The sequence below is a fragment of the Methylophilus luteus genome, from assembly GCF_042676265.1.
In the GTDB taxonomy this organism is placed as follows: Bacteria; Pseudomonadota; Gammaproteobacteria; order Burkholderiales; family Methylophilaceae; genus Methylophilus; species Methylophilus luteus.
On sequence record NZ_JBHTKB010000001.1, the window covers coordinates 695884 to 710155 of the forward strand.

The 14272-nt window shown below is 53.5% G+C and carries 14 protein-coding genes; all 14 read left to right on the forward strand.

All coding sequences use genetic code 11. From position 1 onward, the window contains the following. Positions 1-73 precede the first annotated feature (73 nt). The 14 genes from ppnP (at position 74) to purF (ending at position 14247) form a co-directional block, all read left to right on the forward strand. Positions 74-385, forward strand: a complete 312-nt coding sequence (gene ppnP, locus ACFQ1Z_RS03085; RefSeq protein WP_379055537.1) for a pyrimidine/purine nucleoside phosphorylase — start codon at positions 74-76, stop codon at positions 383-385. Positions 386-486: 101 nt separating this feature from the next. Beyond that, on the forward strand, positions 487-981 hold the full coding sequence (locus ACFQ1Z_RS03090) for a YajQ family cyclic di-GMP-binding protein (RefSeq protein WP_325241701.1): 495 nt from the start codon (positions 487-489) through the stop codon (positions 979-981). Between the two features lie 18 nt (positions 982-999). Further along, positions 1000-1122, forward strand: a complete 123-nt coding sequence (locus tag ACFQ1Z_RS03095; RefSeq protein WP_379055539.1) for an entericidin A/B family lipoprotein — start codon at positions 1000-1002, stop codon at positions 1120-1122. Positions 1123-1163: 41 nt separating this feature from the next. Next, complete coding sequence (gene asd / locus ACFQ1Z_RS03100; protein ID WP_379055541.1) at positions 1164-2276, forward strand: aspartate-semialdehyde dehydrogenase; 1113 nt, start codon at positions 1164-1166, stop codon at positions 2274-2276. Between the two features lie 212 nt (positions 2277-2488). Continuing rightward, positions 2489-5473, forward strand: coding sequence for a FimV/HubP family polar landmark protein (locus ACFQ1Z_RS03105; RefSeq protein WP_449288883.1), 2985 nt, complete (start codon positions 2489-2491; stop codon positions 5471-5473). Positions 5474-5649: 176 nt separating this feature from the next. Beyond that, positions 5650-6423 (forward strand): tRNA pseudouridine(38-40) synthase TruA, encoded by a 774-nt coding sequence (gene truA, locus ACFQ1Z_RS03110; protein ID WP_379055545.1) that lies wholly within the window; start codon positions 5650-5652, stop codon positions 6421-6423. A gap of 13 nt (positions 6424-6436) precedes the next feature. After that, positions 6437-7081: a phosphoribosylanthranilate isomerase gene (locus ACFQ1Z_RS03115; RefSeq protein WP_379055547.1), complete on the forward strand. Its 645-nt coding sequence runs from the start codon at positions 6437-6439 to the stop codon at positions 7079-7081. 27 nt (positions 7082-7108) lie between these two features. Continuing rightward, on the forward strand, positions 7109-8311 hold the full coding sequence (gene trpB / locus ACFQ1Z_RS03120) for a tryptophan synthase subunit beta (protein WP_379055549.1): 1203 nt from the start codon (positions 7109-7111) through the stop codon (positions 8309-8311). A 29-nt stretch (positions 8312-8340) separates the two neighbouring features. Next, positions 8341-9141 carry a tryptophan synthase subunit alpha gene (gene trpA, locus ACFQ1Z_RS03125; RefSeq protein ID WP_379055551.1) on the forward strand — a complete coding sequence of 267 codons (801 nt, stop codon included), beginning with the start codon at positions 8341-8343 and terminating at the stop codon, positions 9139-9141. Positions 9142-9171: 30 nt separating this feature from the next. After that, on the forward strand, positions 9172-10035 hold the full coding sequence (accD, locus tag ACFQ1Z_RS03130; protein ID WP_379055553.1) for an acetyl-CoA carboxylase, carboxyltransferase subunit beta: 864 nt from the start codon (positions 9172-9174) through the stop codon (positions 10033-10035). Next, positions 10035-11336, forward strand: a complete 1302-nt coding sequence (gene folC, locus ACFQ1Z_RS03135; protein ID WP_379055555.1) for a bifunctional tetrahydrofolate synthase/dihydrofolate synthase — start codon at positions 10035-10037, stop codon at positions 11334-11336. Before accD ends, folC begins: the two co-directional genes overlap by 1 nt. Positions 11337-11412: 76 nt before the next feature. Continuing rightward, a complete protein-coding gene (locus ACFQ1Z_RS03140; RefSeq protein ID WP_379055557.1) occupies positions 11413-12153 on the forward strand; it encodes an SPOR domain-containing protein in 741 nt (246 codons plus the stop codon). An 8-nt stretch (positions 12154-12161) separates the two neighbouring features. Then, on the forward strand, positions 12162-12680 hold the full coding sequence (locus ACFQ1Z_RS03145) for a CvpA family protein (protein WP_379055559.1): 519 nt from the start codon (positions 12162-12164) through the stop codon (positions 12678-12680). A 31-nt stretch (positions 12681-12711) separates the two neighbouring features. Beyond that, positions 12712-14247, forward strand: coding sequence for an amidophosphoribosyltransferase (gene purF / locus ACFQ1Z_RS03150; protein ID WP_379055561.1), 1536 nt, complete (start codon positions 12712-12714; stop codon positions 14245-14247). Positions 14248-14272 lie beyond the last annotated feature (25 nt).

Sequence of the window (14272 nt, forward strand, 5' to 3'; positions counted from 1 at the left end):
CTCGCACAGTTTTCTTGTGTGATATAGTCGCGCTTTTATTGGCGACGCATTGAAATTAATCAGGGATTTAAAAATGGCACAATTTGATCATGTCAGCGTAAAAAAGAAAGCAAACATTTATTTTGATGGCAAGTGCGTCAGCCACACCGTGCTGTTCCCTAATGGCACGCGATGTACCGTGGGGGTGATCTTCCCCAGCACATTGACCTTTAATACCGGCTCGCCAGAGTTGATGGAGATCAACGACGGTGTCTGCAAGGTGCGCCTGAAAGACGAAGAGAACTGGACGACTTATAAGGCAGGCGAGAAATTCACGGTGCCGGGTAGTTCGTCTTTTGACATTGAAGTGACCGAAACAGTAGACTACGTCTGCCACTTCGAATAATTGAGTTGGCTCGGCAGGGCTGCGTTGCGAGCGCTTGTCGTACTGAATGTACTTCCTGCGCGCTCACGCCTTGCCCTGCCATCGCTTGAAAGGTTTTTAAAATGCCAAGTTTTGATATCACATCCGAAGTCGACATGGTCAACCTGAAGAATTCGATTGATGCTTCGATCAAGCAGATCACCAATCGCTATGACTTCAAAGGTACATCCGCCAAAGTCGAATTTAACGAAAAAGACAAAGTGATCACCTTGTTTGGTGACAATGATTTTCAACTTGACCAGATAAAAGATATTTTGCTGCCAGCAATGGAAAAGAAAGAACCTGAATCATCTAAGCGACTGGAACACAAGGATGTACAAAAAGTCTCAGGTAATAAGGTGAAGCAGGATCTGCGCGTGCAAGATGGTATTGATAGCGACTTAGCCAAAAAAATCACCAAGCTGATCAAAGACAGCGGAATGAAAGTACAAGCCACTATTCAAGGCGATACAGTGCGGGTCAATGGTGCTAAACGCGATTTATTGCAGGAAGCGATTGCGTATGTTAAAAAGAATGTGACGGATTTTCCGTTGAAATTCGGTAATTTCAGAGATTGATTTTTTAAGGAGAAGAAAATGTCAAAGTTAATGATGCTGGTAGTAGTAGCGATGGTGTTGGCAGGTTGCAACACAATGAACGGCGTGGGCAAGGATATGGAAAAAGCGGGTGAAGCCGTACAGAGAAAGTCCTCTCAATAATATTTTTATGCCGGAATGACCGGCGAGAATAACGAGTTAACATGTTAAAAGTAGGGTTTGTAGGTTGGCGCGGGATGGTTGGCTCAGTGCTCATGCAACGTATGGTGCAAGAGAACGATTTTGCCGATATCGAGCCGCAGTTTTTCACCACATCACAAGCGGGAGGTGCTGCGCCTAAGGTGGGCAAGGAGTCGCCTGCGTTAAAAGACGCCAGGGATATTGCAGAGCTGAGCAAGATGGATGCGATCGTCTCCTGCCAGGGCGGTGATTACACCAGCGAGATTTTCCCGCAATTGCGCAGCAGTGGCTGGAATGGTCACTGGATAGATGCGGCTTCAACTTTGCGTATGGAAAAAGACGCGGTGGTGATCCTCGACCCGGTCAATATGCATGTGATCAAGGATGCGCTGAGCCAGGGCGGTAAAAACTGGATAGGCGGCAACTGTACGGTTTCGCTGATGCTGATGGCCTTGAACGGTTTGTTCAAGGCTGACCTGGTGGAATGGGCAACCTCCATGACTTACCAGGCAGCTTCAGGTGCCGGCGCACAAAACATGCGTGAACTGATCGCGCAGATGGGCGTTATCAATGCATCTTCAGCGCAGTTGCTGGCAAACCCGGCTTCTGCCATCCTCGATATAGACCGTCAGGTGGCTGACACCATACGCAGCGAGACCATGCCTACCCAGAACTTTGGCGTGCCGCTGGCTGGTAGCCTGATCCCCTGGATAGACAAAGATCTGGGTAACGGCCAAAGCAAAGAAGAATGGAAAGGCGGCGCAGAAACCAACAAGATACTGGGGCGCGAAGCTGACCCTATCGTGATTGATGGTTTGTGCGTGCGCATAGGCGCCATGCGTTGCCATTCACAGGCACTAACCCTCAAGCTGCGCCAGGATGTACCGCTGGATGAGATCAACCAGATGCTGGCAGAAGCCAACCAGTGGGCCAAGGTCATTCCTAACGAGCGTGAAGCCAGCATACGCGAGCTGACCCCGGCCGCGGTGACCGGCACATTGACCACGCCAGTAGGCCGCTTGCGCAAATTGGGCATGGGCGGTGAATACCTGTCGGCCTTTACCGTTGGCGACCAGTTGTTATGGGGTGCCGCCGAGCCTTTACGTCGCATGTTGCGTATTCTGGTCGAAGCTTAAGTAATTGTTTAGAATACAGCCCGTAAAGCCATGATTTGTCAGTGAAATCATGGTCTTTTCGGGCTTTTGTTTTTCATGCATTAAGATTTAATGGATGATAGAGTGTTATTTAGGCTGGTTTGTAGCATACAGGCAGGCGGTTGGCGCGCTTGCGTGGCTTACTGATTGATGCTATGTTCACAGACGCCATGAATTGATAAGGGTTAACCAGGGTGCATAAATTTAAATTAAAAAAATTAGCCTTAACCTTGAGTTTGAGCGCAGTCATCACTGCACACGCGGCTGGTCTGGGGACCATGACGTCCAGCTCAAAACTCGGGGAGCCACTGAACGCAGAAATTGAACTGCTGGCGGTTAATCCTGGCGAGTTAAGCACTATCCAGGCAGCTTTGGCGGCTGACCAGGTCTACCAGGACCAGATGCTGGAAAAGCCTGCTTCTTACCCTTATATCCAGATCGCGGTCGGCAACAATAGCAAAGGCCAGCCCATACTCAAACTCACCAGTTCACAACCGATCACCGAAGCTTTCCTGGACATGCTGATCCAGGTGGATTGGCCGACCGGAAGACTGGTCAAAGAATATACCTTGCTGCTGGACCCGCCCGGTTTCAATTCAAACTATGTCTCGGAATCTGCAGGCTTGCCGGTCACCGGCCAGCCGCAACTGCCGGCAGAAGCGCCTAAAGCGGCTGCCGCACCTGTGCCTGAGACCGAAAAGCCTGAGCCCGCAACATCAGAGGCCAGCAAACCTGCTGCCAAAAAACCGGCAGCGGCTAAACCCAGCGGAGCCGCCAAGCCAGCCGCTCCGATTGAGCCAGCGGCAGATAGCAACGTCACCGCTGATCCGCTGACCACTGAGCGCGGTGATACTCTGTATGCGATCGCCAGGCAGATGAAACCGGACAATGTCAGTGTGGAGCAAATGCTGGCTGCGCTTTACCGCTCCAACCAGGATGCGTTCGACGGTAAAAACATGAACCGCCTCAAAGTAGGCAAGATCATACGCATGCCGGATCAGGCCACCTTGAATGCCATCAGCAATCAACAGGCGAAAAACCTGGTGGCTGAGCACAACACCAACTGGATGGCTTACAAGAATGCCTTGTCCAATGTAGTGAAGAATTCTGCTGCCAGTGAAACCGGCGGCAACACACAGCAGTCCGCCGGCAAGATAGGCAGCGCGCAGGAAAAACCCGTGCCGCAGGCCCCGGCAGGTAAAGATGTGCTCAAACTCTCTGCAGGCGATGAGAAATCCGCTACGCAGACCGATAAAGCAGCAGCGGCCAAGGCGGCAGCAAATGCCGCTCAGGAAGAAGCCACTGCCAGAGAAAACGCCATCAAGGAAGAGCAAGCTCGTGCCGCAGCGCTGGAAAAGCAAGTCGCGGACATGAAAAAGCTGATGGAATTGAAGAATAATTCCTTGGCACAGGCTGAGAACAACGCTGCGCAAGCGACGGCTGAATCTAAAGCTGCACAAGCCCAGGCTGAGACACCTGCTGCCAAAGCAGCGGAAATACCGCCGGCACCGGCGGCAGAACTGGCACCAGCCGTACCTGAAACGCCAGCTGTGCCGCCAACGGTAGATCCGGCAACAGCAGAACCAACAGTGCAGGCTGAGCAACCTTCATTTATGCACATTCTGCTGCAGCGCCTGAAGAACATCAGCCCGCTATTGCCATGGGCACTGATCGCTCTTCCTATCCTGATCTGCGTGTGGGCATTGATACGGATACGCCGCAAAAAAGAAATCGATACCTTTGAAGACGCGATCCTGACTGCACCTGCCACTGAAATGCAGAACAATACCGTGTTTGGCGATACGCAGGCCGCTTCCGGCGACACCTCTTTCCTGACCGACTTCTCGCAAAGCGGCGTCGGCGGCATGATAGATTCACATGATGTGGACCCTATCGCCGAAGCTGAAGTCTATATGGCCTATGGCCGCGATGCGCAGGCGGAAGAAATACTCAAAGATGCGATCCAGAAAGACCCGGAACGCCAGGAGCTCAAGCTGAAATTGCTGGAGATCTACCAGACCACCAATAACAAGGCTGCGTTTGAGTCGCTGGCAGCTGACGTGTATGCCAATGTAGGCCCTAACGACCAGACCTGGTCTAAAGTGGTCGCCATGGGGCAAAAGCTGGACCCTGAGAACTCACTCTACCAGATGCCTGCGCTGGATGACCCGGCAACTGTAGCCCCGGTGGCTGAGGCCGACGATGCCGAACACGGGTATCACTTTAATTTTGAAGCGCCTGCGCTTGAGTTCGAGTCATCAGACAAGCCTGCCAGAAGTGTGAGCGAGCCTGCCATCGTGGACGATACGGCTGCAGAAACAGTGACTGAGCCTGAAGCAGAAAAATTCGCAGAATTGCAGACGGATTTCAGCGTGCCTGCTGATGCAGAAGCGAATGATGAGCCGCTAGAAAAGCCAGAACAGCAAGTTCAGGCTGAACGAAAAGACGAAATGCTGGCGTTTACTCAGCCATCACTGGCAGAGCCTTTGCCTGAACTGGTTGAAGAGTCCAAGCCGGAGACAGAGCCACTGCAAAGTGATTCCGTGCTGGATGTGCCTGGTGAGAGCGATTTTGAGATTGCGCCGGCGACGACAGCAGAAACACCGGCAGCCACCACTACGGCTGATAGCGCGAATGATGCCGAGCTGACCCCCAAGGCATTAGACCTGCCTTCACTGAACCTGGATGAAGCGCTGGCCGATACTGAAACCCGTCGTCCTGACAGAACACAGGCCACCACCGGCGAACAGACACTTTCATCTGATGATGCCGTGTTTGAATCCTTGCCTGAGCTGTCACTGGAGCTGGGTGGGCCGAATGACACGTCATTTAATGCCACGCCGGAAGAAGATGATGCGCTGACGCTGGAAGAGATCAGCCTGGATACCAGTGATGACGACAAACTTAGCCGTGTGCCTGAAGATAGTTTGAGCAGTGAAAACGCTTTCCCCGAGATTTCACTGGACCTGGGCGCCGGGCCTGAAGGCAGCAGTCCGCAAGACACAGCAATCGAGTTCGATGGTGAGCCGGAAGAGGTGAACACCAAGCTGGATCTGATCCAGGCCTATATCGATATGGAAGACATCATAGGTGCCAAAGAGCTGATAGAAGAAGTGCTCAGTGAAGGCGGCGAGCGCCAGCGACAGCGTGCCAGCGAATTACTGGCAAAAGTAGCATAATCACAGGCCGGGTAACCGGCCTTTTTCTTTTGCATGGCGCAACCAAGTAGCTGATGGCAGGCATAGTCTTAGCCCGCCGCTGGCCAAGACGGCTAAAAGCCATATCTGCAGCAAAATGCGTGCTTAAGGCTGGCCGGCATTAGGCGTTATGCCAGACAGCCCTTATACTATGCGCCATGAAAATTGCGATTGGCATTGAATATCATGGTGCTTATTTTCAGGGATGGCAAAGCCAGCCGAATGGCCGCGGAGTTCAGGATGCGCTGGAACAGTCTATCGCCAGGGTCGCCGGGGAGAAAGTAAGACTGCATGCCGCTGGCCGTACCGATTCCGGCGTCCATGCGTTGATGCAGGTCGCCCACTTTGAGACCACGGCACAGAGGCCACAAACCGCTTGGGTGCGTGGCACCAATGCACACTTGCCGCCCTGGGTGCGGGTGCGCTGGGCCTGTGTAGTCGCTGACGACTTTCATGCTCGTTTCAGCGCCAGGGCGCGTAGTTACCAGTATGTGCTTTATAACCATGCGGTAGCGCCCGCCAGCCAGCATGGGCGCGTGGGCTGGTATCACCGGCCCTTGAATATCGTACCCATGCAACAGGCAGCGCAACTGCTATTGGGTGAACATGATTTCAGCGCCTTTCGCGCCAGCGAGTGCCAGGCCAGTTCCCCCATACGCACCATGCACAGCGTCGGGGTGACACAGCAAGGACAGTATATTGTTTTCAGCTTTAAGGCGAATGCCTTTCTGCAACACCAGATCCGTAATGTGGTGGGGGCGTTAGTCTATGTAGGGCAGGGTAAGCTGGATGTGGCTGCATTTGGCGCATTATTGCAAAACAGGGACAGGACGCTTTCGCCACCTACCTTTATGCCTGACGGCCTGTACTTTACCGGCGTGACTTATGATGCCAGCTGGCAGCTGCCTGCGTGTGACGCTGAATGGAATTAAGCGAGTGAGACAGATGAAAAGAACCAGGGTTAAGATTTGCGGTATCACCCGCCAGGAGGACGCATGGGCCGCCATAGATGCCGGTGCTGACGCGCTGGGTTTTGTGTTTTATGCCCCCAGCCCGCGCGCAGTGACGGCGGCGCAAGCACAAGCCATCATCGCAACCTTACCGCCGTATATCAGTAAAGTAGGCTTGTTTGTAAATGCAGCTGTGGCCGAGGTGCAGCAACTGGTGGCAACGACTGCGCTGGACTGCCTGCAGTTTCACGGTGACGAGCAGGCAGACTATTGCGAGAAATTTAATCTGCCATATTACAAAGCGATCCGCGTTAAACCTGAACTAAATTTGATACAATGCGAGCTTGATTTTGCGTCGGCCAGCGCCTTGTTGCTGGACACTTTTTCCGAAAAAGCAGTCGGCGGCACCGGGCAGACATTTGACTGGAGCCTGATTCCAGCAGGGTTGCAAAAACCTGTCATATTGGCGGGTGGATTGAACCCAGACAATGTCGCGCAGGCGCTACAGCAGGTTCAGCCCTATGCCGTGGATGTCAGCGGCGGGGTAGAAGCACAAAAGGGGATCAAATCCCCGCAAAAAATAGCCGCATTCATGCAACGGGTGGTAGAGCATGATGCGCAACGCAATAGGGCGGTTTGAATAACAGAATGATATACGGAGTAGCGCATGCAAGTGTATGACATGCCAGACGAGCGGGGCCATTTTGGCCCATTTGGCGGAGTGTTTGTTGCAGAAACCCTGGTAGAAGCCCTGGAAGAATTACGGGTGATGTACGAGAAATATCGCCACGACCCCGAGTTTCTGGCGGAATTCGCTTACGACCTCAAACATTTTGTAGGCCGGCCCAGCCCGATCTACCATGCCAAACGCCTTTCCGACAAGATAGGCGGCGCACAGATTTACCTCAAGCGCGAAGACCTGAACCATACCGGCGCGCACAAGATCAACAACACCATAGGCCAGGCTTTGCTGGCTAAACGCATGGGCAAACCACGGGTGATCGCTGAAACCGGCGCTGGCCAGCATGGCGTTGCCACTGCAACCATTGCCGCCAGGCTGGGCCTGGAGTGCGTGGTGTATATGGGCGCAGAAGATGTCAAGCGCCAGGCACCCAATGTGTTCCGCATGAAACTGCTGGGTGCGACCGTGGTGCCGGTGGAAAGTGGTTCCAAAACCCTCAAGGACGCATTGAATGAAGCCATGCGTGACTGGGTCACCAATATCTCCAATACCTTTTACATTATCGGCACCGTCGCCGGCCCGCATCCTTACCCTATGATGGTACGCGATTTTCAGGCGGTGATAGGCATAGAAGCCAAGCAGCAGATGCAGGAAATGATAGGTCGCCAGCCGGATGCGGTGGTGGCCTGTGTAGGCGGCGGTTCGAATGCCATGGGCATTTTTTACCCGTATATAGACGTGGACGGTGTGCGCCTGATAGGCGTGGAAGCAGCCGGCCACGGTCTTGAGACCGGCAGCCATGCCGCGCCACTCACGGCCAACAGCCCTATCGGTGTATTACACGGCAACCGCACTTACCTGATGCAGGACGCAGACGGCAATATCGTAGAGACGCATTCTATTTCGGCTGGCCTGGATTACCCTGGCGTAGGCCCTGAGCATGCCTGGTTAAAAGATATCAAACGCGCTGAATATGTCGCCATCACTGACGACGAAGCCATGAATGCTTTTCACCAGCTGTGTCGTACCGAAGGCATTATTCCGGCAATGGAATCCAGCCATGCGCTGGCCTATGGCGAGAAACTGGCGCGAACCATGTCACCCGACCAGGCGGTGCTGGTGAACCTGTCCGGCCGCGGTGATAAAGACATCAATACCGTTGCGAAACTCTCCAATATCACGCTGTAGCCACAGCCATTAAAAAAAGAATTCTTGCTATGTCTCGCATCCAATCTGTTTTTGCTGAACTCAAGGCGCAAGGTAAAAAAGCGCTGATCCCCTACATTACGGCGGGTGACCCTAACCCTGAGCAGACCGTGCCTTTGCTGCATGCCCTGGTGGCTTCAGGTGCCGATGTGATCGAGCTGGGGGTGCCTTTTTCTGACCCTATGGCCGATGGCCCGGTGATACAGCGTGCCAGTGAGCGTGCCCTGGTACACAAAATGGGCTTGCGTAAAGTGCTGGCCATGGTCAGGGATTTTCGCGAGACCAACCAGACCACGCCTATCGTGCTGATGGGCTACGCCAACCCGATCGAAGCCATGGGTGCCGCGCAATTCGTTGAGCTGGCCAAAGATGCCGGTGTGGATGGCGTGCTGACGGTTGATTATCCGCCGGAAGAGTGCGAGGATTTTAATCAGCAACTGGCGCAGGCGGGTATAGACAGTATCTTCCTGTTGTCTCCGACCACCGAGCCAGCGCGTACCGAATTGATCGTAAAGCAGGCCACAGGCTTTCTTTACTATGTCTCGCTCAAAGGCGTCACCGGTGCCGGTAACCTGGATATCGTTGAAGTGAAGAAACGGGTGACCGAGATCCGCAACAGCACCAGCCTGCCTATAGGCGTGGGTTTTGGTGTGAAAGATGCAGCGACAGCGCGCGAAGTATCCGTGATCGCGGATGCGGTAGTGGTGGGTAGCCGTATGGTGCTTGCCATTGAACAGTCAGATGCCGATAACCTGATCCCTAATGTGCAGGCCTTGATGAAAGAATTACGTACTGCGATAGACTCTGTCTAGAGTCATCCCCAGATACAAGCAGGAGAAACTATGAGCTGGTTAGATAAAATTCCTCAAAAAATCAAACGCGCGGTCAGTGGCGAGCGTCGCAATATGCCGGAAGGGCTGTGGCATAAGTGTGATGCCTGCCAGACGGTGTTATACCGTACCGACCTGGATGCCAACCTGGAGGTGTGTCCGCAATGCGGGCATCATCACCGCCTAGGTGCGCGTGCGCGTCTGAATGTTTTCCTGGATGCGGAAGCCAGGGTTGAGATAGGCGCCGATGTGACGCCGGTAGATGCCCTGAAATTCAAGGATAGCAAGACCTATGCCGAACGTATGCGCAGTGCGCAGCGCGACGTCAAGGAAAAAGATGCGCTGATAGTCATGCGCGGTACAGTAGAGCGCGTGCCGGTAGTGGTGGCTGCATTTGAATTTAAATTCATGGGCGGCTCCATGGGTTCTGTAGTGGGTGAGCGCTTTGTGCGTGGCGTACAAGCCGCCATAGAACACAAGTGTGCGTTTATCTGCGTGTCTGCCAGTGGTGGTGCCCGTATGCAGGAAGGCCTGTTGTCATTGATGCAAATGGCTAAGACCAGCGCTGCATTGACCAAATTATCTGAAGCCGGTCTGCCTTATATCTCGGTGCTGACTGACCCGACCATGGGTGGCGTATCCGCCAGTTTTGCCATGCTGGGCGATGTGATCGTGGCCGAACCGAATGCGCTGATCGGCTTTGCCGGCCCGCGCGTGATTGAGCAGACCGTGCGTGAAACCTTGCCTGAAGGGTTCCAGCGCGCCGAGTTCCTGCTCACGCATGGCGCGATCGACATGATCGTTGACCGCCGCGAGATGCGTGTGAAGTTAAGCCAGCTGCTCGCCAGTTTTATGAACATTTCTAAAGTTGCCTGATGTCGTCACCCTTGCCCGAGCTGCCGGTCACGGTTGAAGCTTGGCTTAGCTATATTGAATCACTACATCCCAAAACCATAGAGATGGGATTGTCGCGGGTGCAGGCAGTCGCCGACCGCCTGCAGCTTGAGTTTCCTTTTACCGTGATCACTGTGGGTGGCACCAATGGCAAAGGTTCGACCTGCGCCATGCTGGAAAGCATTTACGCCACCGCAGGCTACCGTGTCGGCTGCTATACCTCGCCGCATCTGGTGCAATACCATGAGCGCGTGCGGTTGCTGGGCGAGCTGATCAGCGATGAGGTCTTGTGTGCGGCTTTCACCGCCGTGGAGCAGGCGCGTGCCGAGATCGCCCTGACTTATTTTGAGATGGGCACGCTGGCGGCACTATGGGCGTTTGAGCAACAAGCGCTGGATATCGTCATCCTCGAAGTAGGGCTGGGCGGCCGTCTGGATGCGGTCAATATCGTAGACGCGGATTGTGCCATAGTCACCAATGTCGATCTTGATCATATGGAGTTTCTCGGTGATACACGCGAATTGATAGGCCATGAAAAAGCCGGCATCTACCGGCAACAGCAGATCGCTATTTGCGGCGACGCACAACCTCCGGCCTCACTGCTGCGCTATGTCGAAACACTGGGCGTGCCTTTAAAGCGTTTTGGTGTGGATTACAGCATAGACGTCAGCGACACGCAACAGGCACAATATCAGGATGCTCAGGGCGCACTGGCGATAGGCTCGTTAAAGTTGTTCGGCGATTATCAATGGCAGAATGCAGCCAGTGTCATCTATGCCGTGCGTGCGCTGCAAGCCCGTTTGACTGTCAGTGTAGATGACTTGCGGCAGGGGTTGGCGGCGACAGAAGTGGTAGGCCGTTTCCAGTACTGGAAACGCGCGCCGGATGTGATCCTGGATGTCGCCCACAACCCGCATGCAGCACGGGCCTTGCGCCATAACCTGCAACAGCTGAGTGCAGATGGCAGCCGGGTGTTGGCGGTTTTTTCCATGCTTTCCGACAAGGATATCGCCGGTGTGGTCGAGATCCTGCATGATGTGATCGATGAATGGCATATCGCGCCTATACAGCACCCGCGTGCAGCCAGCGTTGACTATCTGCAGCAATGCCTGGCAGACAGGGTTTCCGGACGGCAACTGCAAACCCATGCCGACCTGCCTGCAGCATTGGCAAGCTGTTATAAAAAAGCGGCAAAAAATGATAAAATCATCGTGTTCGGCTCGTTCTTCACTGTGGCTGCTATTCTGGAAATAACACCTGAGCGATGGATTTCACCAAATTAGGGATTTCACCAAATTAGCTAGCTGGCGCTAGTGGCTTGATAGATGCGAAATGATCCGAGTGAGAATTTAAAAAGATATGGCAAGAGATAGTTTGACAGACAAGGAACTGGTACTGAAGAAAACGGCCCGCAGACGGCTGGTGGGTGCCATCACCCTGGTCATTCTGATGCTGATCGTATTGCCTTTCGTATTGAAAGACCGCGTAGTAGAACCTGCACATGACGATGTCGAGATCACTGTCGTCAACCAGCAGGCCAGCCGCGAACCTATCCTCGAATTGCCGGATGACGATGTCGAACTCGATGTAGATGCGACCTCGCCTGCCAGCGCCTCAGCAAAAACAGCCTCTGCCGCAGAAACCCCGGTCGCACATATAGAAGAAGTCCCCACCACAGCCGCTGCCACAGCTGCAGCGCCTGCCAAACCAGCACAGTCAGCAGCGACCCAGGTCGCTGAAGCCCAGGCAGCAAAACCTGCCCAAACACCAGAACCCAAAGTTGAACCCAAAGTTGAACCCAAAGTTGAACCCAAAGTTGCGCCGGCTAAACCGGTGGCTAAAGAAGAGCCGGTTTCTTCCGATAAAACCTCAGGTAAGTTTTATGTGCAGTTTGGCGTGTTTTCTGACCCCAGCAATCTGGAAAAACTGCAAACCAGGTTGAAGCAGGCCGGGTTTGATGCGGCCACCGATAAAGTGGATGCTGCCGGGCAAAAGTTACGCTTGCGGTCGCGTACCTACGCCACGCGTAACGAAGCAGCCGCCGCGCTGAAAAAACTGGAAGCCGCCGGTTTTAGCGGCATTGTGGCAAGCAGGTCCTGAATCAGGCAATGACCATTTTTGATTATATAGTCCTGGGCATCATTGGTTTTTCCATACTGGTTGGATTGATGCGCGGTGCTATCCGTGAGTTTTTTTCAGTGATAGGCTGGGTGCTGGCGTTTTACCTGGCCACCAAATTTAACAGCCAGGTGATCACTTATATTCCGGAACAAGTGCCTGGCGAAGCAGTAAAAGCTATTGCGGCCTTTTTGTTCATATTTTTAGCGGTGCTTTTTTTATGCACCCTGCTGGCACTGCTGCTGACCACCCTGATCAAGGCTGTGGGTCTGGGCGGCCTGAACCGGGTGCTGGGCGGCCTGGCTGGTGCAGCCAAAGGCGTGCTCATCGTCTGTATACTGGCGATGCTGGCTGCAATGACGGATATACCCAAGGACGCACGCTGGACCAACGCCATGTTGAGTGCACCAGTTGAGGTCTTGGTCTTGAATTTGCTGCCGTGGGTACCATCTAGTATTGCTGAACATGTGCATTTGGAACATCAGCAGGCGGATGAGTCTCTCATTTAATTTGTAATCTAGTCTTGGATAGGATGTCGCTATGTGTGGAATTATCGGTATTGTAGGTAAAAACCCGGTGAACCAGTTGTTGTATGACGGGTTGCTGGTGCTACAGCATCGCGGGCAAGACGCTGCAGGTATCGTGACTTGCGATGGTAATACTTTCCATATGCATAAGAATAATGGTCTGGTAAAAGATGTTTTTCATACCCGCCATATGCGCAACCTGGTCGGCAACGTCGGTATCGCGCATGTACGTTATCCTACCGCCGGCTCATCCAGTGCGGCGGAAGCGCAACCGTTTTATGTGAACTCACCATTCGGTATCGTGCTCGGCCACAATGGCAACCTGACCAACTCCGAACAGCTGAAATCAGAAATGTTCAGGCAGGACCTGCGCCATATCAACACCAGTTCTGATTCTGAAGTGCTGTTGAATGTACTGGCACATGAGATAGAAGCGACCTCCAAGAGTGCTTTGCTCAACAGCGATATGGTCTTTGATGCCGTAGCCGGTGTGCACAGACGTTGCAAAGGCGCTTATGCAGTGGTCGCCATGATCGCCAACTTCGGCCTGCTGGCTTTCCGTGATCCGTACGGCATACGCCCGCTGGTCATAGGCAAACAGGAGACCAGCAAAGGCACCGAATACATCGTGGCTTCTGAAAGCGTGGCCCTGGATGTGCTGGGTTTCAAATTGTTGCGTGATGTCGAGCCTGGCGAAGCCGTGTTTATTGATATGGATGGCAATCTGTTCAGCCGCCAGTGCGCCACCAATCCTAAACTGACTTCCTGTATTTTTGAATATGTTTACCTGGCGCGCCCTGACTCAGTGATTGATGGCGTGTCTGTCTACCAGACCCGCCTCGACATGGGCACTTTGTTAGGTGAAAAGATCAAGCGTGAATGGGCAGACAAGCAGATCGATGTGGTGATCCCCATCCCCGACACCAGCCGCCCAAGTGCTTTGCAATTAGGTATTTCGCTAGGCCTGGACTACCGCGAAGGTTTTATTAAAAACCGTTATATAGGCCGTACCTTTATCATGCCGGGTCAGGCGCTGCGTAAAAAATCAGTGCGGCAAAAACTCAACCCTATCGGCATTGAGTTCAAAGGTAAAAACGTGTTGCTGGTCGATGATTCTATCGTGCGTGGCACCACCTCGCAGCAGATCGTGCAAATGGCGCGTGATGCAGGTGCCAATAAAGTCTACTTCGCTTCTGCCGCACCGCCGGTACGCTACCCGAATGTGTATGGCATAGATATGCCTAGCCGCGATGAGTTGCTGGCGACCAACCGTACCGATGAAGAGATCTGTGCCGAGATCGGTGCCGATGCGCTGATCTACCAGGACCTGGATGCCTTGCGCGAAAGCATCACCAAATCCAATCCGCACCTGACCGAATTCGACTGCAGCTGCTTTGATGGCAAGTATGTGACCGGTGATGTCGATGCTGCTTACCTGAACCGTATCGAGGCTGCGCGTAGTGATTTCAATAAAAAACAGCCACCGCCAAACTCGACTACCCAGCTCGATTTGAATTTGCTGTCCACTGATCTGGTAGGGGTGGAGTAAGGGTTGACAGGCGCCTGCAAAAGGC